The following is a 22916-nucleotide window of genomic DNA, read 5'->3' on the forward strand; positions in this document are numbered from 1 at the left end:
AGCCTAGTCCCCGGTTCTGCCCCCGCTACCAGGTGTTCGCGGTGCGGCGGTGTTCGCGTCGAATCGCCGGGGGTGTGCGGGGAAGACGCCGAGGACCCTCAGCTCTGTGGAGAAGAACGCGAGTTCCTCGAGAGCCCGTGCGAGCGCGGGCTCATCCGGGTGCCCCTCCACATCGACCATGAACACGGTGGCGGCGAACCTCCCCTCCACCATGTAGCTCTCCAGGCGGGTCATGTTGACGCCGTTCGTCGCAAACCCTCCGAGGGCCTTGTAGAGGGCGGCGGGGATGTTGCGCACGCGGAACACGAAGCTGGTCACGAACTGGTCCGTGCCCGCCTGCGGGTAGGGGCGCGGCCGGGCGAGCACCACGAACCGGGTCGTGTTGTGCTTCTCGTCCTCGATGCCGCTGGCCAGGACGGTGAGCCCATAGCGCTCGGCGGCCAGCGGGGGCGCGATCGAGAGCTTGGCCGGATCGGCCCACTCGGCCACCTCGCGGGCCGAACCGGCGGTGTCCCCCGCGACGACGGGGACCAGTCCATGCGCGCGGATGAAGCCCCGGCACTGGGCGAGCGCGTGCACATGGCTGTGCACCTCGCGGGCCCCCTCGAGGGTGGCCCCGGGGACTCCCATGAGGGAGAAGCGGATGCGCAGGAAGTGCTCGCCCACGATCTGCAGGCTCGTGTCCGGCAGGAGCACGTGGATGTCCGCCACGCGGCCGGCAACGGTGTTGTCGATGGGGATCATGGCGAGATCCGCGGCGCCCGAGGTGACCGCTGTGAAGGCATCCTCGAAGGTCGCGCAGGCGAGTGTCTCAGCGCCCGGGTACGCCTCGAGCGCCGCCATGTGCGAATTAGCCCCGGGCTCGCCCTGGTACGCGACCGTCGTCATGCGTCGCGACGCCCGGCGGCCTCGGCGGGCGCGGGGAGTTCGGCGCGGAGGCGTGCCGCAGCGTCGGCGGGATCGTCCGCGTCGGTGACCGCCCGCACGACGACGACCCGGCTCGCCCCGGCCTCGACCACCTGGCCCACGTTCGAGTGGTCGATGCCGCCGATGGCGAACCACGGCAGGAACGAGTCGCCGCCCTTACGGGCCTCGCCTTCGCGGCGTGCCGCGTACTCGACCAGGCCCAGTCCAACGGCCGTGCGGCCCGGCTTGGTGGGCGTGGCCCACAGGGGGCCGGTGCAGAAGTAGTCCAAGCGGCCGCCCGTGGCCCCCGCCTGCGCGCGGGCCGCATCGACCTGCTCGGGCGCGTTCGTCGAGAGTCCCACGAGCACCGAGTCATCGATGACGCGCCGTGCGGCAGGCAGCGGGAGGTCCTTCTGGCCCACGTGGAACACGGGGGCGCCGGAGAGCAGCGCGATGTCCGCTCGGTCGTTCACGGCCCACAGCTTGCCGTGCCGCTCAGCCACGGCGCGCAGGACCTCGAGGAGTTCGAGCTCCTCAGCCGCCTCGATCTGCTTGTCCCGCAGCTGGATGATGTCCACGCCCCCCGAGAACGCCGCCTCGAGGAACTCCTCGAAGTCACCGCGGTCACGGCGGGCGTCGGTGCACACGTACAGCTGGGCGTCGGCGGGAAGCATGGAACTAGACTAGTGGGCAGTACTGCGGGAGCCCGCGCGTGTGACGTGCCGGGCTGAGAGGGCCAGAGCCGACCGCCACACCTGATCCGGGTCATACCGGCGGAGGGAAGGAACCATGGAGAACAGGGGCGGTGTTCGCCCGGAGGCCGTCCGGTCCGATGTCATCGTGGTCGGAGCCGGAGTGATCGGCCTCGGCATTGCCTGGGAGGCCGCCCGCACCGGCCGGCGGGTGACGGTGGTCGACCCTGAGCCCGGGTCCGGCGCCAGCTACGCCGCCGCCGGGATGCTCGCGGCCGTCAGCGAATACCACTACCAGGAGGAAGCGCTCCTGGAGCTCACGCTGCGCTCAGCCGAACTCTGGCCCGCCTTCGCCGACGCGGCGGGTCCCGACTGCGGCTACCTGCTCACTCCCACGCTGTGCCTGGCCGCCGACGGCGCGGACCGCGCCGCGTTCGCGGACCTTCGGGCCGCCCAAGAGGCCCACGGCCTCGCAGTCCGGCCCCTCACCGTCCGGGAGGCCCGGTCGGAGGAGCCGCTGCTCGCGCCCGGGATCTCAGGCGCCTTCGAGATCCAGGCGGACCACCAGGTGGACCCGCGCCGGCTCGTCGCCGCCCTGCTGGCCCGGCTCGAGGACCGTTTCGGTCCGGATGCCGTGGTCCGCCGGCGCGCCGCAGGCCTGCTGTGGGAGGCCCCCAGCGCCGGCGTGCCCGGGGGAGCGCGGCGAGTGGCCGGCGTCGTGCTCGAGGATGGGCGCGAGCTGCGGGCCGAGGAGACGATCGTGGCGAACGGCCTCGGTGCGCGCGAGCTCGCAGGGCTTCCCGTGGCGCTCCCGCTGCGTCCGGTGTACGGGGACATCCTGCGCCTGCGGGTACCCGAGCCGCTCCGGCCCCTCGTGACGGCGACAGTGCGCGGACTCGTGCGCGGGAAGCCGGTCTACATCGTCCCGCGCGAGGACGGGACGGTCGTGATCGGCGCCACGCAGCGCGAGGACGGCTCCGGCGCCGTCTCGGCCGGCGGCGTCTACGAGCTGCTGCGCGACGCCCAGGCGCTCGTGCCCGCGGTGGCAGAGCTCGAGCTGTACGAGACCACCGCCCGCGCCCGTCCCGGCACCCCCGACAACGCGCCGCTGCTCGGCCGCGTCCGGGCGGGCGACGGCGGGCGGCCGGGGACCCGGGGTGAGATCCCGGGGCTCATCATCGCCACCGGGTTCTTCCGCCACGGCGTGCTCCTCACCCCCGTGGCCGCCCACGTGTGCGTCGGACTGCTCGAGGGCCGCGCAGACCCGCGGTGGGATGCGTTCGCGCCAGACCGATGTGCCCCGCGCCGAGCGGGAGCCCCGGCCGCCCCCGCGGCCGCGACAGGAGGGAACTGATGCAGGCCACCGACCAGCTGACCGTGAACGGAGAAGCGCGGGCGCTCCCGCGGCCCCCCACCGTCCTCGCCCTCGTGGCCGCCACGACGGGCCGCCCGCTCGGCGAGGACGGCACACCGGCGGACGGCGGCCGCCTCGGCGTGGCGGTCGCTCTCAACTCCGAGGTGGTGCCCCGCGGGAGCTGGGCATCAACCCCGCTCACGCCCGGGGACGCGGTCGAACTCGTCACCGCAATGCAGGGAGGCTGACATGACGCAGACAATTCTCGAGGACCAGTTCGTGGTGGACGGCGTGCCTCTCGGCTCGCGCCTGATCATGGGCACCGGCGGTGCGCCGAGCCTGGACGGGCTCGGGGACGCGCTCGAGGCGTCCGGCACCGAGCTGACCACGGTCGCGATGCGGCGGTACTCCCCGGCGGAGCAGGGCTCCCTGTTCAGCCTGCTCGTCGAGAAGGGCATCCGGGTGCTCCCCAACACCGCCGGGTGCTTCACTGCTCGCGAGGCGGTCCTCACCGCCGAGCTGGCCCGCGAGGCCCTCGAGACGGATTGGGTCAAGCTCGAGATCATCGCGGATGAGACGACGCTCCTGCCGGACGCGATCGAGCTCGCCGACGCCACCGAGCAGCTCGTGAACCGCGGCTTCAAGGTGTTCGCGTACACCAACGACGATCCCGTCCTCGCACGCCGGCTCGAGCAGCTCGGTGCCGTGGCGGTCATGCCGCTCGGGGCTCCGATCGGGACCGGGCTGGGGATCCTCAACCCCCACAACATCGAGCTCATCGTCTCCCGCGCCGGAGTGCCGGTGGTGCTCGACGCCGGCATCGGCACTGCCTCTGATGCGGCGCGGGCCATGGAGCTCGGATGCGACGCCGTGCTGCTTGCCACCGCTGTGACACGGGCCCAGGACCCGGTGCGGATGGCCCGCGCCTTCCGGCACGCCGTCGTGGCCGGACGTCTGGCCTCGCAGGCCGGGCGCATCCCGCGCCGCGAGCACGCCCTGGCCTCAAGCCCGCTCGAAGGCCGCGCGCAGTTCCTCTGACCGCGCAGTTCCTCTGACAACGGACGGGAGGGTCCGGCCGAGCGGCCGGACCCTCCCGCTAAGTGCGCTCCCGTCAGCTGCGCCGAAGGATGTCGGTGAGGGCCGCGACGTCGTGCTTCCCGCGCCGACGACCCAGGACGAGGGGCAGCACGACCGCGGTCGCGACACCCAGTGCCATGGGCAGCACCCAGGGCATCCACGTCATCCCGGCAATGTATCCGGCCCCCACGAGGACGGTCACGATCCACACGAGGCACGCGACCGCCACCCCGGCGCCCACCGGGAGCATGATCCCATACCTGTCATGGTGGTGGTCCGTGGCCCACATGACGAAGCCCGCCGCCGCCACCACGAGGACAACGATGACGAGCGACCAGACGGTCTCCACGCCTCAGAGCGCGCCGAAGCCCACGCGGCGCTGCTCCTGCACGCCGATCTCCACGTAGCCGATCACGGCTGAGGGCACGATGATCTGGCGGCCCTTCTCGTCCTCGAGGCGCAGCTCCTTGCCGCCGTCCAGGGCCTCGGAGACGATCCTGGCGACCTCGTCCGCGTCCTTCGCGGACTCGAGGACGACCTCACGGGCGATGTTCTGGATGCCGATCTTGATTTCCACGTGCAGCGCACTCCTTGTCTCGGTGGTCTAGTAGTACCTTAGGCCTCTTTCGGGAAGCGCGAGATTCCCTTCCAGGCGAGGCGCGAGACGAGGTCTGCCGCGACCTCGATCTCGAGGGAGGATGACTTCTCGAGCCAGTAGCGAGCACTGACCTGGGCCATGCCGGCCAGCCCGCGTCCGAGCAGCTGCGCCTCGACCAGCGGGAGCCTCGTGTCGGAGGCGATGACCTCGGCGATCGCCTCCGAGAACCCCCGGTTGAAGGTCTCGAGCCGTGAGGCCACGTCCGGATCGTTGACGAGGTCCGACTGGAAGACGAGGCGGTGCGCCTGGTCGTCTGCTGCGATGAAGTCGAAGTAGGCGCGGATCACGGCGTTGACGCGTTCGCGGTTGTCGGACGTGGAGGCGAGCGCCGCCTTCATCAGTTCCGTGAGCGAGCCGAGGTGGCTGTCCAGCAGGGCGATGTACAGTTCCCGCTTCGACGGGAAGTGCTGGTACAGGACCGGCTTGCTGACCTGGGCGGCCTCGGCGATCTCGTCCATCGCGGCACCGTGGTAGCCGTTCGAGGCGAAGACCTCCAGGGCCGCGGCGAGAAGCTGCGCCCGCCTCTCGTCGCGGGGAAGTCTGGGGGAGCGGGCCGTCGATGCCCGCGGTTCGGTGCTCACTGCGATGCCTTTCGGGGGGTCCGGGCCTGTGGAGCGTGGCCCAAACGGTAGTCTTACTCTACCCGTCAGTCATGGTTCTCCCGCCCGCGTGTCGTGGCCGCACCGCTAGATTGGGTGCATGGCCCCCTTCCAGAACCCCGTGCTGGCGCCGCTCGTGGAGCCAGCGCCCGAGCTCACGCCCGAGGAGATGCAGCGCTACTCGCGCCACGTCATCATCCCTGAGATCGGCGAGGAGGGGCAGCGGCGGCTCAAGAACGCGAGGGTCCTCGTCATGGGGGCCGGCGGACTGGGCTCGCCCGCGCTGCTGTATCTCGCCGCCGCCGGCGTCGGGACGATCGGCATTGTGGACGACGACTCCGTAGAGCTGTCCAACCTCCAGCGCCAGGTGATCCACTCGGTTGCCGACGTGGGCCGCCCCAAGGCGGAGTCCGCCCGGGACGCGGTGCACGCCCTGAATCCCCACGTCGAGGTGCGGCTTCACCAGGTCCATCTGGACTCCTCCAACGCCCTCGACGTCTTCTCCGGCTACGACCTCATCCTCGACGGCACGGACAACTTCGCCACCCGGTACCTGGTCAATGACGCCGCGGCCATCCTCGGCAAGCCCTACGTGTGGGGCTCCATCTTCCGGTTCGACGGCCAGGTCAGCGTGTTCTGGGAGAAGCATGGCCCGACCTACCGGGACGTGTTCCCTGAGCCCCCTCCGGCCGGCTCTGTTCCCTCCTGTGGTGAAGGAGGCGTCTTCGGGATGCTCTGCGCGGCCATCGGCGCCTCGATGGTCACCGAGGCCGTCAAGCTCATCACGGGAGTCGGCACCACCCTGCTGGGCCGGATCCAGCTCTACGACGCCCTCACGGCGACGTGGCGGGAGATCCGTGTGGCCAAGGACCCCGACGCCGCGCCCATCACCGAGCTCACCGACTACGAGGCGTTCTGCGGCACCGCGCCAGCGCCCCCGGCGAGCACCGACCGCGCCGTCTCCGCGCCCGAGCTGGCCGCCATGCTGGCTGCCCGAGAGGCCGGCCAGCACGACTTCGAGCTCATCGACGTGCGGGAGGCGGGGGAGGCCTCGATCGTCTCGATCCCCGGAGCACGTCTGATCCCCCAGGGCCGGCTGCTGTCCGGCGAGGCCTGGGACGAGGTCCCCAAGGACCGTGAGGTCGTCTTCCACTGCAAGGGAGGCGTCCGCTCGGCGAACGTCCTCGCGGCGGCGCTCGAGGCCGGGTTCGGCAATGTCAGGCACCTCGAGGGTGGGGTGCTCGCGTGGGTCCGCGACGTCGAGCCGGAGAAGCCCGTCTACTGAGGAGGGCCGGTCAGACGGCCTTGCTGCGGTCCGCCGGGCAGTCCTCGGCAGCGCCGATGCCATCGGCGGGAGTTCCATCGTGGGGGGTCTCCTGGCCCCCGACCATGCCGGGGATCGCCACGCTGATCCCGTAGAGCGCCTCGAGCGCGGCCAGGTACTCGGCCTCGCGTCCCTCGGCCGCGAGCTGCTTGGCGCGGACGGTCGGCGTATGCAGGAGCTGCTTGACCATCCGGCGCATCGCGAACTCGACCTCCTCGGCGGCGGCGGTGCAGCCGTGGCGTGCGCGGACCTTCTCGATCTCCGCGTCGAGCACGGACATCGTGTGCCGGCGCAGCGCCACGATCGCGGCATCAGCTTGGCGCGCCTGGCGCTCGGCCTCGAAGTCCGCGGCGGCGGCGGAGACGATGGCGCTGGCCTGTGCGAGCGACTCGGCCTGCTCCTCCGGGGCGGCGAGCCGCACAGACTCGAGCGTGATGAGCTCCACGTGGTCGAGGGTGCCCACCGCGGGGTCGAAGTCGTGGGTCAGCGCCATGTCGATGACAATGAGCTGCTGGGGCGAATCCTCGCGGATGGCGGCAAGCTCGACCGCCTCCATCGCATGGTCCGATCCGCTGCACCCGATGAGCACGTCGGCCTCGGCAATGGCCCCCGGAAGCTCCCGCGCCGCCAAGGGGTGGGCACCGCGCGCGGCGGCGAACTCCTGGGCCCGCCCCGATGCGGAGTACACGCCGACATCCGTCACGCCGCGCTCCTTGAGGAGGGCGATCGTCGCACCGGCGTAGGCGCCGGTGCCGAAGAGCACGGCGCGTTTCCCGGTCCAGGCCCGCTCCTCGGCGAGGTCCTCCGCGAGATCGAGGGCGACCGAGACGATCGAGAGGCCGCGGCTGCCGAGGGCGGTCTGCGTCCCGACCTCCTTCGCCGTCTTCGAGGCCGTCTGGAACAAGCGCACGAGGGAGGGGCTTGCGGTGCCCTGCTCCTGGGCGGAGATGAGGGCGCGGCGCACCTGGCCGGCGATCTCCCGCTCGCCCACCACCGCCGAATCCAGGCCGGAGCTGACGGCGAAGAGGTGCCGGGTCACGTCCCGGCCCTGGGCAACGGCGAACGCGCCCGAGACCGTCTCCTTGGCCAGGCCGCTGCGGGCGCTGATCTCGGAGACGAGGGCGGACCGCGCGGCCTCGACGTCCTCGGGGCTCGGAGCCTCCCCGTAGATCTCGTAGCGGTTGCACGTCGCCAGCACCACGGCGCCCTCGAGTGCGGGGGAGGCGGTGGCGCTCGCGGCCACGCCAGCAGCGCCGGTGCTCAATTGGGCAACGGTCTCAAGGTCAATGTCGGCGTGAGTCGCCGTGAGGGAGAAAACAACCACAGCCCTGCCATCATAGCTTTTCGCTCCCGTGTAGAAAACGTGCAATGCGGCGTGAGCTGCATGACAGGCTGTCGCCAAGGGGCTGGAAGGCGTTTGAGAGAATCGGCCCATGACACTCACCGCGGACCACCCGCTCAAGGACGGACGGACGGCGCAGTCGCCGCTCATCACCGCGTACCGCGGCGGGCGGCCGAGCCGGAAGCCCGTCTGGTTCATGCGCCAGGCCGGCCGGTCGCTGCCCGAGTACCGCAAGGCCAGGGAAGGCATCGGCATGCTCGACTCCTGCCTGAGGCCTGAGCTTGCGGCAGAGATCACGCTGCAGCCGGTCCGCCGGCACGACGTGGATGCTGGCATCTTCTTCTCCGACATCGTCATCCCGCTCAAGCTCGCCGGTGTCGACGTGGACATCGTGCCCGGCGTCGGGCCCGTGCTCGGCAGCCCCGTGCGGAGCGAGGCCGACGTCGCCGCACTCCCTCGCCTGACGGACGCGGCGCTCGAGCCGATCCGCGAGGCAGTGCGCCTGACCGTCGCGGAGCTCGGCACGACGCCGCTCATCGGCTTCGCGGGCGCGCCTTTCACGGTCGCCGCCTACATGGTTGAGGGCAAGCCCTCGCGCGACCACCTCGGGCCCCGGACGATGATGCACGGCGATCCCGGCACGTGGGCCGCACTCATGGCCTGGACGGCTGACGCCTCAGGGGCGTTCCTGCGCGCGCAGATCGAGGCGGGCGCCTCGGCAGGGCAGCTCTTCGACTCGTGGGCCGGATCCCTCGGCCTCGACGACTACCGTCGCCACGTTGCCCCCTACTCGTCCCAGGCGCTGGACCACGTGCGGGACCTCGGCGCACCGCTCATCCACTTCGGCACGGGCACGTCCGAGCTCCTCGGGGCCATGTACGAGGTGGGAGTCGACGCAGTCGGAGTGGACTACCGCCTGCCACTGCACGAGGCGAACCGGCGCCTGGGCGGCCGGGTGGTCCTGCAGGGCAACATCGACCCGGCGCTCCTCGCGGCCCCGTGGAACGTGCTCGAGGCCCACGTGCGCGAGGTGGTGCGCGGCGGCGCCGCGGCGCCCGGCCATGTGATCAACCTCGGACACGGCGTCCCGCCCGAGACCGACCCCGACGTCCTCACACGCGTCGTCGAGCTCGTCCACTCGATCACCTACTGATCCGATGCAGACGGACACCGACAACGCCGGCCTCCGGCCCCGAGCGCTCGTCGTAGGGGGAGGCATCTCGGGGCTTGTCGCGGCCCTCGAGCTGCGCCGCGCCGGGCTGGACGTGACGGTGCTCGAGGCCGACCGCCGCTGGGGAGGCTGCATCGGCGCGCACGAGGTGGCCGGGCTCAGGCTCGACAGCGGCGCCGAGTCCTTCGCGACGCGCACCGACGCCGTGCGGACGCTCGTGGACGACATCGGCCTTGCCGACGACGTCGTCCCCCCGCACCCCTCGGGTGCGTGGGTACTCCTCCCGGACGGGCCCGTCGAGCTGCCCAAGACCGGCGTCCTGGGCATCCCCGCGAATCCCTGGGATTCGGAGGTCCGCGCGGCCCTCGGGTTCTGGGGCTCCCTCCGCGCCTCGGCGGACCGGTGGCTGCCGGCACCCGAGCCGCACGGCACCACGAGCGTGGCGGACCTCGTCCGGACGCGCATGGGCCGCAGGGTCCTCGACCGGCTCGTGGCACCCGTGGTCGGCGGCGTGCACTCGGCCGACCCCGCACTGCTCGACGCCGACATGGTGGCGCCCGGCCTGCGCAGGCTGATGTCGGAGAAGGGCTCGCTCGCCGCAGCAGTGGCCGCGCAGCGCGGTGCCGCCCGCGGGCAGAAGGCGGGCTCCGCCGTCGCCGGCATCCGAGGGGGCCTGAACCGGATGGTGGACGCCCTCGTCGCGCGGCTCAGGGCCGACGGTGTGCGGCTCATCCTCGGCCAGCGGGTCGAGCGGCTCGAGCGGGCCTCCGGAACAGACGGTGCCACGCTGTGGCGGGTCGGCGCCGTCGTGCCCGCCGAGGGCTCCGAAGAGGAGGCGCTCCTCGGCCCTGAGGACACCTACGAGGCGGATCTCGTGGTCGTGGCCCTCACGGGGCCGGCCGCCGTCGAACTGCTCTCGGATGCTGTTCCGGCCCTCGCGGGGCACGAGCCCGTCCCGGGGCCGCAGGTCAAACTCGTCACGCTCGTGCTCGACTGCCCGCCGCTCGACGCGCGGCCCCGCGGCACCGGGATCCTCGTGGCGCCTCAGGTCCCGGGAATCGAGGCCAAGGCCCTCACGCACGCCACCGCGAAGTGGGAGTGGCTCGCGGAGCAGGCCGGGCCCGGGACGCACGTCGTGCGCCTTTCCTACGGGCGCGCGGGGGACAGGATCCCCGGCGTGGCAGGGAACGGGCGGGGGCCGGAGACGGACAACGAGCTGTTCGACGCCGCGATCCGGGACGCCTCGGCGCTCCTGGGCGTCACGCTCACGGCCGAAGAGGTCCTTGGATGGGACGTCGTGCGGTGGCAGGGGGCACTGCCGTTCGCGGCCGTCGGGCACCGCGAGCGGGTGGCCGCCATCAGGGGACTCGTCGGCGCCCAGCCGGGACTCGCCGTCGTGGGCGGATGGGCTGCCGGGAATGGGCTCGCGGCGGTCATCCCGGACGCGCGCCGCGAGGCAGCGGCCCTCGTGAGGGGCCTTGAGCGGGGTCCGGTCGCATGACCTTGCTCACTTCTACGCTGAGTAGAACACTTGGACTCGATTTACCGCCTCTCAAAGGAGCACACTGGTCATCATGAGCCACACTTCCGTCGATTCTGTCACCAAAAGCGCGGGCAGCGGCGAGGCCGCTGAGACGTACTTCTTCACCCTCTGGACGGTGTTCTGCCGGGTCCCCGGCGCTCCCGCTCCCGCTGACAGCGCCGTGAGCGAGTTCGAGGCACTCGTTGCCCGCCTCGCCGAGGGCGGCGTGACCCTCCGCGGCGCCTACGACGTCTCGGCGATGCGCGCCGACGCCGACGTCATGGTGTGGCTCCACGGCCCTCAGGCCGAGGCCCTCCAGCAGGCCGTCCGCGACATCCGCCGCACCGGCCTGTTCGCCGAGACGGAGATCGCGTGGTCGGCGATGGGCGTGCACCGCGAGGCCGAGTTCGCCAAGGACCACACCCCGGCCTTCTCGCGCGGCGTCGAGCCGAGCACGTGGCTCACGGTCTACCCGTTCGTGCGGTCCTACGAGTGGTACCTCCTGCCCGCCGAGGAGCGCTCGCGCATGCTGCGCGACCACGGCATCCTGGGCCGCGACTTCCCGCAGGTGCTCTCGAACACCGTCTCCGCGTTCGCCCTCGGCGACTGGGAGTGGATCCTCGCCCTCGAGGCCCCGCAGCTGACGGACCTCGTGGACATGATGCGGCACCTCCGCTACACTGACGCGCGCACCCACGTGCGCGAAGAAGTGCCCTTCTACACCGGCCGCCGCATCTCCGCGGCCGAGATCGCGGAGGTCCTCGCGTGAGCGCCGGAACCACTCCCGCGGCTCCCGAGGAGGTCACGGCCGACGGCGTGTCCGCACCTCTCGCCGTGAGCGTGGCGACCAACCCCGTCACCGAGGCCGGCCGCATGGAGCCCGCCGAGTACGACGCCATCCTGCTGGCCTCCTTCGGCGGCCCCGAGGGCCAGGACGACGTCATCCCGTTCCTGCGAAACGTCACGCGCGGCCGCGGCATCCCGGACGAGCGCCTCGAAGAGGTCAGCCACCACTACCGCGCGTTCGGCGGCATCAGCCCGATCAACGCCCAGAACCGCGCGCTCAAGGCAGCCATCGAGGCGGAGCTCGACGGGCGCGGCATTGACCTCCCCGTCTACTGGGGCAACCGCAACTGGGACCCCTACCTGCCCCAGACGCTCCAAGACATCTACGACGCCGGGCACCGCCGGGTCCTCATGATCACCACGAGCGTCTACTCGTGCTACTCGAGCTGCCGCCAGTACCGCGAGGACATCGGGCTCGCCCTCACCGAGACCGGGCTGGCCGGGCGGCTCCACGTGGACAAGGTCCGCCAGTACTTCGACCACCCTGGCTTCGTCGCGCCCTTCGTCGAGGGCACGGCCGCGGGCCTTGACCAGGTCCGCGAGGCGCTCGGCGCCCCCGACGGGTCACGTGACTCCGAGATCCGGGTGCTGTTCTCGACCCACTCGATCCCGACCCGGGACGCCGAGGCGGCCGGGCGCTCCGAGGGCGAGCCGCGGCACTTCGAAGGCGATTCCGCCTACGTCGCGCAGCACCTCGCGAACGCCCGCGCGGTCATGGCCGCCGTGACCGGCTCGGCCGAGGGTGGCGTCGGATGGGACCTCGTGTACCAGTCCCGCTCCGGGGCACCCCACATCCCCTGGCTCGAGCCGGACATCAACGACCACCTCGAGGCGATCGCGGCCGGCGGCGACGGCGCGGCTCCGGTCAAGGGCGCCGTCATCGTCCCGCTCGGCTTCGTCTCGGACCACATGGAGGTCGTCTGGGACCTCGACACCGAGGCCATGGACAAGTGCAGGGAGCTCGGCATCGCCGCGGTCCGCGTGCCGACCCCCGGAGTCCACCGTGAGTTCGTGGCAGGCCTCGTGGACCTCATCCGCGAGCGCACGGCTCAGGGGACGGTCACAGACCGCCCGCACGTGACCGAGCTCGGTCCCTGGTACGACGTGTGCCGTCCGGGCTGCTGCCAGAACTTCCGCGGCGCCAAGCCGGTGATCGCGGAAGAGGGGGTCGGCATCTGAATGGCCGTCCGCATCGGAACGCGCGGTAGCGCCCTCGCCCTGACCCAGTCCCAGCAGACCGCCGACCTCCTCGCCGGCGTGGGCGGCTTCACCACGGAGCTCGTGCGCATCAGGACCGAGGGCGACGTCAGGACGGGCTCGCTCGCCTCCCTCGGGGGGACGGGCGTCTTCGTCGCGGCGCTGCGCGAGGCGCTCCTCGCGGACCGGTGCGACGTCGCCATCCACTCGCTCAAGGACCTCCCGACGACGGGGGAGCCGGGGCTGTCCATCGCGGCGATCCCCGCCCGGGCAGACCACCGCGACGTGCTGTGCGCGCGAGACGGGCTCACGCTCGCCCAGCTCCCGGCCGGCTCGAAGGTCGGCACCGGGTCCCCCAGGCGTGCCGCCCAGCTCCGGGCGCTGAGGCCGGACCTCGAGGTCCTCGACATCCGCGGCAACGTCGACACGCGGCTGGGCCGTGTGCCCGGCCTGCCGGGGAACCGGGAGGATGCTCCCGGCGACCTGGACGCCGTCGTGCTCGCCGCGGCCGGTCTGGCCCGCCTCGGCCGGAGCGAGGTCGTGAGCGAGTACTTCGAGCCGGAAGCGATGCTCCCCGCCCCCGGGCAGGGTGCGCTCGCGGTGGAGTGCCGCGTCGAGGACGCCCCCGAGCGTCCCGCGCACGGTGGGCCCGCCAAGGCCGAGGGCGCGCTGGCCCACGCGCTCGCCGCCGTTGACGACGCCGACACGCGCCTGGCCGTGACCGCCGAGCGCGCCCTGCTCGCGCGCCTCGAAGCCGGCTGCGCCGCGCCAGTCGGAGCGTACGCCCGCCGCAAGGGCAGCATGCTGCACCTCGACGCTGTCGTATGCGCCGTGGACGGCACGGCCTCGCTCCGGCTCACCAAGGCCACCGACGGCCTCACCGAAGTCGGCGCCACGCTCCTCGGGATCGAGCTCGCCGAGGACCTCCTCGCCGGCGGCGCCGCCGATCTCGCCGATCTGGGGGCATGATGCCCTCCCTCGCAGGCCGTCGCGTGCTGCTGACCCGCAGCCCCGACCGGGCCGGCGCCATGGCGCGGGCGCTCGCGGACGCGGGGGCCGAGCCGCTGCTGCTTCCCGTCATCGACTTCGAGCGCGCTGCGGACCAGCAGGCCCTGGCCGCGGCCCTCGACCGGCTGGCCGCGGGGGAATACGGATGGCTCGTCTTCTCCAGCATCACCACCGTGCGGGCCCTCAAGGAGGCCGCGTCGGCCCGGGGCGCCTCCCTGCCAGAGCTCGTCCCCGCAGGCACCCGGATCGCGACCATCGGCCCCAGTTCCCGCCGGGTGCTGGAGGCGGAGGGTCTGCGCGTGGACCTCGTCCCCACCGGCAAGCAGTCCGCAGAGGGCCTCGTCGAACTGTGGGCCTACGCCGACGACGCGGGAGCCTCCGGGGGCGACGGCGCGGGCATCGTGCGCGTGCTCATCCCGCAGAGCAGCCTCGCCGCGCCCACCCTCTCCGAGGGCCTGGAGGCCCGCGGCTGGGCGGTCGACACCGTGACCGCCTACCGCACGGTGGACTACCCGGCAGACCCCGCCCAGCGGCTTGTCGCGCCCCTCGCCGCGGGCGAGCCGGAGGGGCAGGCCGCGCCCGCCGTCGTGCTTGACCCCGATGCGGCGAACGCCGAGCTCGCCGAGGGCAGGCTCGACGCCGTCGTGGCGGCCTCTCCGAGCGCGGCGCGCCGCATCCACGACGTCCTCGCCCCGCTCGAGGGGACCCGGCTCGTCGCCATCGGCGAACCGACCGCCGCCGAGCTCGAGCGGCTCGGCATCCCGGCCGCGGCGATCGCGGCGACGCCCACCCCCGAGGGCATCGTCGACGCCGTGGCCTCCTCACTGACCGTACCCAAGGAGACCCCGTGAGCTTCCCCACCCACCGTCCGCGCCGCCTGCGCCAGACCCCGGCCCTGCGCCGTATGGTCGCCGAGACGCGCCTGCACCCGGCCGAGCTCATCCTCCCCGCGTTCGTCCGCGAGGGACTCACCGAGCCACAGCCGATCCAGGCGATGCCCGGCGTGGTGCAGCACAGCATGGACACCCTCCGGCGTGCCGCGGCCGAGGCGGCGGAGCTGGGCCTCGGCGGCATCATGCTCTTCGGCGTGCCGGAAGAGCGCGACGCCGAGGGCAGCGCGTGCCTCGACCCCCACGGCATCCTCAACGCCGGCATCCGCGCCGTCCGCGAAGAGGTCGGCGACTCCCTCGTGGTGATGAGCGACGTGTGCCTCGACGAGTTCACCGACCACGGCCACTGCGGCGTCCTCGACGCGCAGGGCCGTGTGGACAACGACGCGACGCTCGAGATCTACGGCCAGATGGCGGTGGCCCAGGCGGAGGCGGGCGCCCACGTCCTCGGCCCGAGCGGCATGATGGACGGCCAGGTCGCGGTGATCCGACAGGCGCTCGACGCCGCCGGCCGCCAGGACGTCTCCGTCCTCGCCTACGCCGCGAAGTACGCCTCGGCGTTCTACGGCCCCTTCCGCGAGGCCGTCGACTCGCAGCTGCAGGGGGACCGCCGCACATACCAGATGGACGCCGCGAACCGCCGCGAGGCGCTGCTCGAGGTCGAGCTCGACCTTGAGGAGGGCGCGGACATGGTGATGGTCAAGCCGGCCATGAGCTACCTCGACATCCTCGCCGATGTCTCGGCCATGAGCCCCGTCCCGGTCGCCGCCTATCAGATCTCGGGGGAGTACTCGATGATCGAGGCCGCCGCCGCGAACGGGTGGATCGACCGGAAGGCCTCGATCCTCGAATCGGTCCTCGGCATCAGGCGCGCCGGCGCCAATCTCGTGCTGACGTACTGGGCGCCGGAGATTGCCCGCTGGATCAAGGAATGATCTGGGGTGCCGGGAGGTTTGGATGCATATGCATGGAACTAGCGACCCGGCGTCCCCCATCCTCCTCGGCCTGAACACGTTCGGCGACGTCGGCCTCGGTGCAGACGGCGCCCCGAAGCCCCACGCCCAGGTGATCCGCGAGCTCGTCGACGAGGCGGTCCTCGCCGACCAGGTGGGCCTGCACTCGTTCGACGTCGGCGAGCACCACCGCAAGGACTTCTCGGTCTCGGCCCCGGAGGTGGTCCTCGCGGCGATCGCCTCCCGGACCAAGGACATCCGCCTCGGCTCCGCCGTCACCGTGCTGTCCTCGGACGACCCGTTCCGGGTCTTCCAGCGCTTCGCCACGCTCGACGCCGTCTCCCACGGCCGCGCGGAGGTCATCCTCGGCCGTGGCTCGTTTATCGAGTCCTTCCCCCTCTTCGGGTTCGACCTCGAGGACTACGAGACCCTCTTCGAGGAGAAGCTCGAGCTGTTCGACCGGGTGCGCTCCCAGCAGCCCGTCCACTGGGAGGGCCGCCACCGCGGGCCCGTCCACGGCCTCACGGCCTACCCGCACCTCGAGGAGGGGCTCCTGCCCACGTGGATCGGCGTGGGCGGGACGCCGCAGTCGGTCGTCCGCGCGGCCCAGTACGGCTACCCCGTCATGTTCGCGATCATCGGCGGTGAGCCTGCCCGATTCGCCCCCTACGTGGAGCTGTACAAGCGATCGCTCGAGAAGTTCAACCACCCGTACACGATGCTCGGGACCCACTCGCCAGGCCATGTTGCCGAGACCGACGAGCAGGCCAAGGAAGAGCTCTTCCCGCACTGGCTCGCCTCGCGGAACAAGATCGGCGCCGAGCGAGGCTGGGGGCCGGGCAGCCGCACAGAGTTCAACGCGCTCGCCTCGCGCGGCGGTGCCGTGTACGTGGGCTCCCCGGAGACGGTGGCGCGCAAGATCGCCGAGACGCACCGGGCCCTCGGCACCGAGCGCTTCGACCTCAAGTACTCCAACGGCACGCTTCCGCACTCGGCCATGATGAAGAGCATCGAGCTGTACGGGACCAAGGTTGCCCCGCTCGTGGCGGACATGCTCGCGTAGGCGACGTGCCCGCGCGGCCAGGGGCGCGCCGTCGTGCGCCGGAGGCGGTGCGACGCACGACGGCGCCGGCCGGCGTCGGGCGGCCGTCCCGCCTCGCGCTGGATGGAAGAATGGGGGCATGACCACCTCCGAGGACCTGTTCGCCCGTGCCCGCTCGCTCATGCCCGGAGGGGTGAACTCGCCGGTGCGCGCGTTCGGCTCCGTGGGCGGGACGCCCCGCTTCCTCGTCTCGGCGAAGGGACCGCACGTCCGGGACGCCGATGGGCGCGAGTACGTGGACCTTGTCTGCTCGTGGGGACCGGCCCTCTTGGGGCACGCCGTCCCTGAGGTGCTCGCCGCCGTCCACGCTGCCGTGGACCGCGGGCTGTCCTTCGGAGCCTCGACCCCGGACGAGGCAGCGCTCGCCGAGCTCGTGGTGGGCCGCGTGCCCGCGGTGGAGCGGGTCCGGATGGTCTCCACGGGCACGGAGGCGACCATGACCGCGATCCGCCTCGCGCGCGGATTCACCCGGCGGGACCTCGTGGTGAAGTTCGCGGGCTGCTACCACGGGCACGTGGATGGGCTGCTCGCCGCCGCGGGCTCCGGCGTCGCAACGCTCGCCCTGCCCGGTTCTGCCGGCGTCACGGCGGCAACGGCCGCCGAGACCCTCGTGCTGCCGTACAACGACCTGGCCGCCGTCGAGGCCGCGTTCGCCGAGCACGGATCGCGCATCGCGGCGGTCATCACCGAGGCGGCGCCGGCGAACATGGGTGTCGTGACCCCGGGGGAGGGCTTCAACGAGGGCCTGCGCCGGATCACGGCCGAGCACGGGTCGCTCCTCATCATGGACGAGGTCCTCACCGGGTTCCGGGTGGGCCCTGCCGGATACTGGGGCCTGACCGGCGCCCGCGAGGGCTGGGCTCCGGACCTCTTCACGTTCGGCAAGGTGATCGGCGGCGGCATGCCCGTTGCGGCCCTTGGGGGACGCGCGGAGATCATGGAGTACCTCGCACCCCTCGGGCCCGTGTACCAGGCCGGGACTCTCTCCGGGAACCCCGTGGCAATGGCGGCGGGTGTGGCGACCCTCTCGCTCGCCACCGACGCCGTCTACGCCCACATCGACGCCCGCTCGGCCGAGCTTTCCGAAGCCCTCTCCGCGGCTCTGGCGGCCGAGGGCGTGGACCACTCGATCCAGCGCGCCGGGAACCTGTTCTCGGTCGCCTTCGGCACTTCGGAGCACGGCGTGCACAACTACGCCGACGCCCAGGCCCAGGAAGCGTTCCGGTACGGTCCCTTCTTCCACTCCATGCTCGAGAGCGGCGTGTACCTGCCGCCGAGCGTCTTCGAAGCCTGGTTCCTCTCCGCCGCGCACGACGACGCGGCGATGAACCGCGTGTTCGATGCGCTCCCGGCGGCGGCCAAGGCCGCCGCGGCGGCCCTTCCGGGGGCGTAGGACACTCCTCGGCGCCAGCCCGTCGAGGGGCGGGCACGTCCCCTCGCGAGGCTGATCAGGCGAGGGCGGGGACCAAGAGGGCAACGGCCTGCTCAGCCAGCAGCGCGCCTCCGATCCCGAGCATCAGCACGCCGCTCACGAGCGTCACCAGCTGCGCCCGCTTCGGCTTGGCCGAGAGGAGCCGACGCGCCGCGATTGCCACGAGGGTGTAGACCACCACCGTGAAGGCAAGGTGCGTCAGCCCCATGGCCGTGGTCTGGGCGACCACCGGCAGCGGCGAGTCGGTCCGGATGAACTGCGGCATGACCGCTGCGAACAGCAGGAGCGCCTTGGGGTTGATGCCGCTCGTCCCGAGGCCGAGCAGGAAGTCGCGGACGGGCCCGTGATGATGGCTCACCGCCGCGTCCAGCTGCTCGCCCGACGGCAGCGCCGTACCGGCTGAGGCGGTGAAGCCGGCTCCACGCCAGCCGCGCGCCGTCGTGAATCCGAGCCACAGGAGGTAGAGCGCGCCGGCCACCGACAGCCACGCGACGAGGTCGGGTCGGGCCGCCAGGAGCATCCCGAGTCCCGCGGCGACGAGCGCCGTGTGCAGGACGTACCCGGCGCAGAGTCCGGCCACGGACGGCGCCGGCGACCCCGGACGCAGGCCCGCGGCGATCGTGTACGCCCAGTCGGCGCCCGGGGTGAGGGCCAGGGTGAGGGAGATCGCGGCGAAGCCGAGCAGCGGGGTCAGGTCCATGCCGCAAGAGTACGGAGATTTCCACGCGAAGTGCTTACCTTCTTCTTACCGAAGACGGCGCTTGACGGGTAGATTGTGCTGGTGATCGACGCCATTGATAGAAGTATTTTGCGCGAGCTCCAGCGGGACGGCCGAATGACGGCCACCGCGCTCGCCTCAGAGGTGGGCCTCACCGTCGCACCGTGCCACCGGCGGCTCAAGGAACTCGAGTCCACCGGGGTGATCCGCGGCTACCGGGCCGAGGTTGACCCTGCGAAGGTCGGGCTCGGCTTCGGCGCAATGGTCTTCGTGACGCTCCGCGAGACCTCCACGGACGCGATCCGGGCGTTCGAGGACGCGGTCGTGGCCGAACCGCAGATCATCGAGGGCTACCGGCTGTTCGGGGATCCCGATTTCCTCCTGCGCTGCGTCGCCGAGGACCTGCCCGGCTACCAGCGCCTCTACGACGAGCACCTCGCGGCACTTCCAGGCGTCGCCAAGCTGACCTCGACCATCGTCATGCGCGATCTCAAGGGCACGGGCGGGCTGCCCCTCTGACGGGCAACGGGCGACGCCGGGCACTCGCGGTGAGTGCCCGGCGTCGCCCGAAGCGGTGGCTCGGTGCCAGCAGAGGGTCTCCTAGAGGACGTCGCTGAGGAAGCGCTTGAGCCGGTCCGTGCGGGGATCGTCGAAGAGCTGCGCCGGCGGACCCGACTCCACCACGACGCCGCCGTCCATGAAGGACACCGAGTCCGAGACGTTGCGGGAGAACCCCATCTCGTGCGTCACGACCACCATGGTCATGCCGCCCTTCGCCAGATCGGTCATGAGGGCGAGAATGCCCTTGACGAGCTCGGGGTCGAGCGCGGAGGTGGCCTCGTCGAAGAACATGACCTCGGGCTTCATCGCCAGCGCGCGGGCAATGGCCACCCGCTGCTGCTGGCCGCCCGAGAGCGTGGCCGGGCGGACGTCCGCCTTGTGCTTGAGCCCCACGAGGTCCAGCTGCTGGAGTGCTTCCTGCCGCGCCTGCTCCTTGCCCATCCTGCGCAGTTTGCGCAGCGCGAAGGCAACATTGTCGCCCACCGTCTTATGCGGAAAGAGGTTGAACTGCTGGAACACCATGCCGATCCGGCGGCGGAGCTCATCCGGGTTGTCCTTCAGGACGGACCTGCCGTCGAGGAGGATGTCCCCGGCATCCGGCTCGATGAGGCGGTTCATGACGCGCAGGAGGGTCGACTTGCCCGAGCCCGAAGGCCCGATCACCGAGGCGGTCGTCCCGGAGGGGACGTTCAGGTCGATCCCTCTCAGCACCTTGTTGCTGCCGAAGGCGAGGTGGATGCCTCTGGCTTCGAGGGACCCGGAGGAGAACTGGCCGGTCATTCTGCGCCCTTTCCGACGACTGCGGCGGCCTCATCCGGCTCGGACTTCTCCGCGCGGCTCTGGGCGCGGCCGGTCCGCAGCCGCGCGTCGATGAAGTTCACGAGGTGCGTGAGCGGGATGGTCATGACCAGGTAGAAGATCGCTGCGGCCACGTAGCCGGACAGGTTGCCCGTGCGGGCTGCCTCATCCTGCCCGATCTGGAACAGCTCCCGTTCGCTCGAGAGGAGCCCGAGCGTGAACACGAGGGAGGAGTCCTTGATGAGCGAGATGAACTGGTTCACCAGGGCAGGCAGGACCCGGCGCACGCCCTGGGGGACCACGATGAGCCGCATCGACGGGCCGTACCCGAAGCCGAGTGCACGTGCAGCCTCGAGCTGGCCCTTCTCGACACTCTGGATGCCTGAGCGGAAGATCTCGCCGATGTAGGCAGCGGAGATCAGCGAGAGTGCTGCGATGCCCAGAGGGTAGGGGCTTGTGACCCCGGTGAGCTCGCGCACGATCGGCCCGAACCCGAGCCCGATGGCGAGGATGGTGAGGATCGCCGGGAGTCCACGGAACACGTCCGTGTACACCCGGGCGATCCAGCGCGGCACGGGATTCCGGGCAATGCCCATGAGCGCGAGCAGCATCCCGAGCACCGTGCCGATGACCCCGGAGGTGAGCGCGAGCACGAGCGTGTTCGGGAGGCCGACCGTGAAGAGCTGCGGCAGGACCTCGCCGATCACCTTCCAGTTGAAGAAGGTCTCACCGAGCTTGCTCAGGTAGTCCATGTGGCCCCTGTCTGTCGACTACGTCGTGGTGGTGTCACGCCGAGGTCGGCGCCTACTTCGCGGTGCCGACCTGGACGGCCTTGCTGCCGGGCTTCCAGCCCTCCGGAGTCTGCTCCTTGAGGGTCGGCCGGTCCGGGTACCACTGCGCCGTGAGCTTCGACCAGGTTCCATCGGCGATCACGGCGTCGAGGGCGGAGTTCAGCGCGTCGGTGAGGGGCTTGTTCTCCTTCGCCACGGCGTAGGCGGTGAAGTTCTGCGTGTTGACCTTCTTCTGGGCGATGTTCGTCCCGTCGCCGGCCTTGACCTGGCCCTCCGCCTGCTGGGACGGGGCGACCCACGCGTCGATCTGGCCGCTCTTCACGTTCGCGTACACCGTGTTGTAGTCCGGGAAGCGGACCGGGTCGAGCTTGAGCGTGTTGGTTACGAAGTCATCCTGGACGGTTCCCTGCACCACACCGATGCGCACGCCGGCCTTGAGGTCGTCGAAGGTCTTCACCTTCGCGCCGTCCTTGACCACGATGGCCATGTAGCCGAAGTCGTAGCCGTTCGTGAATCCGACCGTCTCGCGGCGGGCGTCAGTGGTCGAAATGGAGGACGAGCCCATGTCGAACTGCTTCGTGCTGACCTGCGCGAGGAGGCTCTGGAACTTCGTCGAGACGAATTCGACCTTGAGCCCCAGCTTGGCAGCCATCGCCTTCAGCAGCTCGTTGTCGTAGCCGGTGAAGTTGCCGTCCTTGTCGATGAAGATGTTGGGCGGCGCGTCCGAGAGAGTGCCCACCTTGATGGTGCCCGGGGTGATCAGGCCGAGCTTGGACTTGTCGATCTTGTCCAGTGGCGTCACGTCGGCGGTCGTGTACTTGTCGAGGGTCTGCTGGTCGCTGCCCTTGAGAGCATCGGTCGGCGAGCCGGACGGGGTTGCCGAGGCGCCGCCGCACGCGGCGAGCGTGAGCGCGAGAAGGGCCGCGGCCGGTACGGCAAGCCACTTGGGGGACTTGAGCTTCATGGGAGCCTTCGCTTTCTGGTGAGACTACGCAGCAGGACGCGCTGGGCCGACGTGCGGTCTGCACGTGGAGGGCGTCGGGGCTGCATTCCATTATGAGCCACCGGCCTATAGCTACTCACCACAGAACATATTCCGTCACAGTGCGCGCTTCATCGAACAACGTTCGGTGAGGACGGACGTCGCCTTCTCGCTCGGTTAGGTCAGTGCTGCCACGCTGAATCGCCCGACGCCGCGGGAGCGCAGCCCGTGCGGGCGTAGCCGCTGTGACGTCTGTCTCAGAAGCCGGACTGGCCTGCGTCCCGTGGCGCGAGAACGGGCCAGTCGCCCTCGACGACGGCGGTTGGCTTGGTCTTGCGCAGATAGGCCTGGAAGTCGGCGGCCTGCGCCGAGGACCAGTCCACCTGGCTGCGGTGCAGGTGGGCTGCAGGCTTGTGGAGCTCCGGGAAGCGCGTGGCCATGGCCTCGAGGAGCTGCGCGGCGGCAAGCGCGTCTGCCGCCGAGCTGTGCGCATCGGTGAGTATGACGCCGTACTGCTCGCACAGCGCGCCCAGCGTGCGCTTGCCCTTCCGGTACCTCTCGACCTGCTTGTTGATGACATACGGATCCAGGACGGGGAACCGCGTGAGCTGGGGGATCCCGTGCCGCGCGCACTCTGCCGCCATGACCGTGAAGTCATAGGAGGCGTTGTAGGCCACTACGGGGACTCCCTGATCGAACAGTGCCTGCAGCGTCGCCGCGACCTCCGCGACGACCTCGTGGGCCGGGCGCCCCTCTGTCCGGGCCTTCTCGGTGCTGATGCCGTGGACCTCGGCAGCCTCGGCCGGGATCTCGACCCCGGGGTCGGCGATCCATTCGTGCTCAGCCTCGACGGAACCGTGGGGGCCGAGCACGACAATGCTCGCGGTGACGATGCGGGCTGCCCTGGAGTTCCGTCCGGTCGTCTCGAGGTCGAACGCGGCCCTGCGCTCCGTGCTCCACATGCTCTGCTCCCGTGCCATGGTGCAACGCTAA

Annotated in this window: 25 protein-coding genes and 1 riboswitch; of the genes, 14 read left to right on the forward strand and 11 right to left on the reverse strand. The window is 71.3% G+C overall.

What is annotated here, in order from left to right:
- Window positions 1–3 precede the first annotated feature (3 nt).
- Window positions 4–888 (reverse strand): prephenate dehydratase, encoded by an 885-nt coding sequence (locus IE231_RS07000; RefSeq protein WP_189693216.1) that lies wholly within the window; start codon window positions 886–888, stop codon window positions 4–6.
- Window positions 885–1580, reverse strand: coding sequence for a thiamine phosphate synthase (gene thiE, locus IE231_RS07005; RefSeq protein ID WP_189693217.1), 696 nt, complete (start codon window positions 1578–1580; stop codon window positions 885–887). The genes IE231_RS07000 and thiE overlap by 4 nt, the downstream gene beginning before the upstream one ends.
- Window positions 1581–1594: 14 nt before the next feature.
- A riboswitch (TPP riboswitch) is annotated at window positions 1595–1705 on the forward strand.
- Between thiE and thiO the strand changes: the two genes are divergently transcribed.
- From thiO to IE231_RS07020, 3 genes are all read left to right on the forward strand, one after another.
- Window positions 1696–2952: a glycine oxidase ThiO gene (gene thiO, locus IE231_RS07010; RefSeq protein ID WP_189693218.1), complete on the forward strand. Its 1257-nt coding sequence runs from the start codon at window positions 1696–1698 to the stop codon at window positions 2950–2952. (Overlaps the previous riboswitch by 10 nt.)
- Window positions 2952–3200, forward strand: coding sequence for a sulfur carrier protein ThiS (gene thiS / locus IE231_RS07015; protein WP_189693219.1), 249 nt, complete (start codon window positions 2952–2954; stop codon window positions 3198–3200). The genes thiO and thiS overlap by 1 nt, the downstream gene beginning before the upstream one ends.
- Before the next feature lies 1 nt (window position 3201).
- Window positions 3202–3990: a thiazole synthase gene (locus tag IE231_RS07020; RefSeq protein ID WP_189693220.1), complete on the forward strand. Its 789-nt coding sequence runs from the start codon at window positions 3202–3204 to the stop codon at window positions 3988–3990.
- Window positions 3991–4063: 73 nt separating this feature from the next.
- On the opposite strand, the gene IE231_RS07025 is transcribed toward IE231_RS07020, so the two are convergent.
- The 3 genes from IE231_RS07025 to IE231_RS07035 are packed head-to-tail and all read right to left on the reverse strand — an operon-like array spanning window position 4064 to window position 5274.
- On the reverse strand, window positions 4064–4378 hold the full coding sequence (locus IE231_RS07025; RefSeq protein WP_229866552.1) for a hypothetical protein: 315 nt from the start codon (window positions 4376–4378) through the stop codon (window positions 4064–4066).
- A 3-nt stretch (window positions 4379–4381) separates the two neighbouring features.
- Window positions 4382–4606: a DUF3107 domain-containing protein gene (locus IE231_RS07030; protein ID WP_189693221.1), complete on the reverse strand. Its 225-nt coding sequence runs from the start codon at window positions 4604–4606 to the stop codon at window positions 4382–4384.
- Between the two features lie 38 nt (window positions 4607–4644).
- The gene (locus tag IE231_RS07035; protein ID WP_189693315.1) at window positions 4645–5274 is read right to left on the reverse strand and encodes a TetR/AcrR family transcriptional regulator; all 630 of its coding nucleotides are present in this window, start codon (window positions 5272–5274) and stop codon (window positions 4645–4647) included.
- A 112-nt stretch (window positions 5275–5386) separates the two neighbouring features.
- Here IE231_RS07035 and moeB point away from each other — a divergent pair, with 112 nt between their 5' ends.
- Window positions 5387–6571 carry a molybdopterin-synthase adenylyltransferase MoeB gene (moeB, locus tag IE231_RS07040; RefSeq protein ID WP_189693222.1) on the forward strand — a complete coding sequence of 395 codons (1185 nt, stop codon included), beginning with the start codon at window positions 5387–5389 and terminating at the stop codon, window positions 6569–6571.
- A 10-nt stretch (window positions 6572–6581) separates the two neighbouring features.
- On the opposite strand, the gene IE231_RS07045 is transcribed toward moeB, so the two are convergent.
- A complete protein-coding gene (locus IE231_RS07045; RefSeq protein ID WP_189693223.1) occupies window positions 6582–7934 on the reverse strand; it encodes a glutamyl-tRNA reductase in 1353 nt (450 codons plus the stop codon).
- Between the two features lie 109 nt (window positions 7935–8043).
- Here IE231_RS07045 and hemE point away from each other — a divergent pair, with 109 nt between their 5' ends.
- The 9 genes from hemE (at window position 8044) to hemL (ending at window position 18034) form a co-directional block, all read left to right on the forward strand.
- Window positions 8044–9105, forward strand: coding sequence for a uroporphyrinogen decarboxylase (gene hemE / locus IE231_RS07050; protein ID WP_189693224.1), 1062 nt, complete (start codon window positions 8044–8046; stop codon window positions 9103–9105).
- 4 nt (window positions 9106–9109) lie between these two features.
- Entirely contained in the window at window positions 9110–10624 is a 1515-nt protein-coding gene (gene hemG, locus IE231_RS07055; protein WP_189693225.1) for a protoporphyrinogen oxidase, read from the forward strand.
- A 73-nt stretch (window positions 10625–10697) separates the two neighbouring features.
- Window positions 10698–11414 (forward strand): hydrogen peroxide-dependent heme synthase, encoded by a 717-nt coding sequence (hemQ, locus tag IE231_RS07060; protein ID WP_189693226.1) that lies wholly within the window; start codon window positions 10698–10700, stop codon window positions 11412–11414.
- Between the two features lie 104 nt (window positions 11415–11518).
- The gene (locus tag IE231_RS07065) at window positions 11519–12670 is read left to right on the forward strand and encodes a ferrochelatase (RefSeq protein WP_189693316.1); all 1152 of its coding nucleotides are present in this window, start codon (window positions 11519–11521) and stop codon (window positions 12668–12670) included.
- Window positions 12671–13657 carry a hydroxymethylbilane synthase gene (hemC, locus tag IE231_RS07070; RefSeq protein WP_189693227.1) on the forward strand — a complete coding sequence of 329 codons (987 nt, stop codon included), beginning with the start codon at window positions 12671–12673 and terminating at the stop codon, window positions 13655–13657.
- A complete protein-coding gene (locus IE231_RS07075; RefSeq protein WP_189693228.1) occupies window positions 13654–14547 on the forward strand; it encodes a uroporphyrinogen-III synthase in 894 nt (297 codons plus the stop codon). The genes hemC and IE231_RS07075 overlap by 4 nt, the downstream gene beginning before the upstream one ends.
- Window positions 14544–15521: a porphobilinogen synthase gene (hemB, locus tag IE231_RS07080; protein ID WP_189693229.1), complete on the forward strand. Its 978-nt coding sequence runs from the start codon at window positions 14544–14546 to the stop codon at window positions 15519–15521. Before IE231_RS07075 ends, hemB begins: the two co-directional genes overlap by 4 nt.
- Window positions 15522–15549: 28 nt before the next feature.
- A complete protein-coding gene (locus IE231_RS07085; protein ID WP_229866553.1) occupies window positions 15550–16602 on the forward strand; it encodes an LLM class flavin-dependent oxidoreductase in 1053 nt (350 codons plus the stop codon).
- 118 nt (window positions 16603–16720) lie between these two features.
- The gene (gene hemL / locus IE231_RS07090) at window positions 16721–18034 is read left to right on the forward strand and encodes a glutamate-1-semialdehyde 2,1-aminomutase (protein ID WP_189693231.1); all 1314 of its coding nucleotides are present in this window, start codon (window positions 16721–16723) and stop codon (window positions 18032–18034) included.
- Between the two features lie 55 nt (window positions 18035–18089).
- Here the strand turns inward: hemL and IE231_RS07095 are convergent, their stop codons facing one another.
- Entirely contained in the window at window positions 18090–18773 is a 684-nt protein-coding gene (locus tag IE231_RS07095) for a LysE family translocator (protein ID WP_189693232.1), read from the reverse strand.
- Between the two features lie 81 nt (window positions 18774–18854).
- Between IE231_RS07095 and IE231_RS07100 the strand changes: the two genes are divergently transcribed.
- Window positions 18855–19310 (forward strand): Lrp/AsnC family transcriptional regulator, encoded by a 456-nt coding sequence (locus IE231_RS07100; RefSeq protein WP_201896880.1) that lies wholly within the window; start codon window positions 18855–18857, stop codon window positions 19308–19310.
- An 81-nt stretch (window positions 19311–19391) separates the two neighbouring features.
- Here IE231_RS07100 and IE231_RS07105 read toward each other — a convergent pair whose 3' ends face one another.
- The 4 genes from IE231_RS07105 to IE231_RS07120 all read right to left on the reverse strand — a co-directional run bounded on the left by IE231_RS07105 (window position 19392) and on the right by IE231_RS07120 (window position 22903).
- Window positions 19392–20132 carry an amino acid ABC transporter ATP-binding protein gene (locus IE231_RS07105; RefSeq protein ID WP_189693233.1) on the reverse strand — a complete coding sequence of 247 codons (741 nt, stop codon included), beginning with the start codon at window positions 20130–20132 and terminating at the stop codon, window positions 19392–19394.
- Window positions 20129–20902, reverse strand: a complete 774-nt coding sequence (locus tag IE231_RS07110; protein ID WP_189693234.1) for an amino acid ABC transporter permease — start codon at window positions 20900–20902, stop codon at window positions 20129–20131. Before IE231_RS07110 ends, IE231_RS07105 begins: the two co-directional genes overlap by 4 nt.
- Window positions 20903–20954: 52 nt before the next feature.
- Window positions 20955–21905, reverse strand: a complete 951-nt coding sequence (locus IE231_RS07115; protein WP_189693235.1) for an ABC transporter substrate-binding protein — start codon at window positions 21903–21905, stop codon at window positions 20955–20957.
- A 275-nt stretch (window positions 21906–22180) separates the two neighbouring features.
- A complete protein-coding gene (locus tag IE231_RS07120) occupies window positions 22181–22903 on the reverse strand; it encodes a 3'-5' exonuclease (RefSeq protein ID WP_189693236.1) in 723 nt (240 codons plus the stop codon).
- Between the last annotated feature and the right edge of the window lie 13 nt (window positions 22904–22916).

It is taken from the genome of Sinomonas cellulolyticus, assembly GCF_014656475.1.
Taxonomy (GTDB): domain Bacteria; phylum Actinomycetota; class Actinomycetes; order Actinomycetales; family Micrococcaceae; genus Sinomonas; species Sinomonas cellulolyticus.

What these genes read in the sequence shown, in the direction of transcription:
- IE231_RS07000 (WP_189693216.1), bottom strand. Translation starts at nt 888, where the DNA reads ATGACGACGGTCGCGTACCAGGGCGAGCCCGGGGCTAATTCGCACATG.
- thiS (WP_189693219.1), top strand. Translation starts at nt 2,952, where the DNA reads ATGCAGGCCACCGACCAGCTGACCGTGAACGGAGAAGCGCGGGCGCTC.
- hemC (WP_189693227.1), top strand. Translation starts at nt 12,671, where the DNA reads ATGGCCGTCCGCATCGGAACGCGCGGTAGCGCCCTCGCCCTGACCCAG.
- IE231_RS07065 (WP_189693316.1), top strand. Translation starts at nt 11,519, where the DNA reads ATGGAGCCCGCCGAGTACGACGCCATCCTGCTGGCCTCCTTCGGCGGC.
- IE231_RS07075 (WP_189693228.1), top strand. Translation starts at nt 13,654, where the DNA reads ATGATGCCCTCCCTCGCAGGCCGTCGCGTGCTGCTGACCCGCAGCCCC.
- IE231_RS07020 (WP_189693220.1), top strand. Translation starts at nt 3,202, where the DNA reads ATGACGCAGACAATTCTCGAGGACCAGTTCGTGGTGGACGGCGTGCCT.
- moeB (WP_189693222.1), top strand. Translation starts at nt 5,387, where the DNA reads ATGGCCCCCTTCCAGAACCCCGTGCTGGCGCCGCTCGTGGAGCCAGCG.
- IE231_RS07110 (WP_189693234.1), bottom strand. Translation starts at nt 20,902, where the DNA reads ATGGACTACCTGAGCAAGCTCGGTGAGACCTTCTTCAACTGGAAGGTG.
- IE231_RS07085 (WP_229866553.1), top strand. Translation starts at nt 15,550, where the DNA reads ATGCATGGAACTAGCGACCCGGCGTCCCCCATCCTCCTCGGCCTGAAC.
- IE231_RS07120 (WP_189693236.1), bottom strand. Translation starts at nt 22,903, where the DNA reads ATGGCACGGGAGCAGAGCATGTGGAGCACGGAGCGCAGGGCCGCGTTC.
- hemE (WP_189693224.1), top strand. Translation starts at nt 8,044, where the DNA reads ATGACACTCACCGCGGACCACCCGCTCAAGGACGGACGGACGGCGCAG.
- hemL (WP_189693231.1), top strand. Translation starts at nt 16,721, where the DNA reads ATGACCACCTCCGAGGACCTGTTCGCCCGTGCCCGCTCGCTCATGCCC.
- thiO (WP_189693218.1), top strand. Translation starts at nt 1,696, where the DNA reads ATGGAGAACAGGGGCGGTGTTCGCCCGGAGGCCGTCCGGTCCGATGTC.
- IE231_RS07095 (WP_189693232.1), bottom strand. Translation starts at nt 18,773, where the DNA reads ATGGACCTGACCCCGCTGCTCGGCTTCGCCGCGATCTCCCTCACCCTG.
- thiE (WP_189693217.1), bottom strand. Translation starts at nt 1,580, where the DNA reads ATGCTTCCCGCCGACGCCCAGCTGTACGTGTGCACCGACGCCCGCCGT.
- hemG (WP_189693225.1), top strand. Translation starts at nt 9,110, where the DNA reads ATGCAGACGGACACCGACAACGCCGGCCTCCGGCCCCGAGCGCTCGTC.
- IE231_RS07115 (WP_189693235.1), bottom strand. Translation starts at nt 21,905, where the DNA reads ATGAAGCTCAAGTCCCCCAAGTGGCTTGCCGTACCGGCCGCGGCCCTT.
- IE231_RS07105 (WP_189693233.1), bottom strand. Translation starts at nt 20,132, where the DNA reads ATGACCGGCCAGTTCTCCTCCGGGTCCCTCGAAGCCAGAGGCATCCAC.
- hemQ (WP_189693226.1), top strand. Translation starts at nt 10,698, where the DNA reads ATGAGCCACACTTCCGTCGATTCTGTCACCAAAAGCGCGGGCAGCGGC.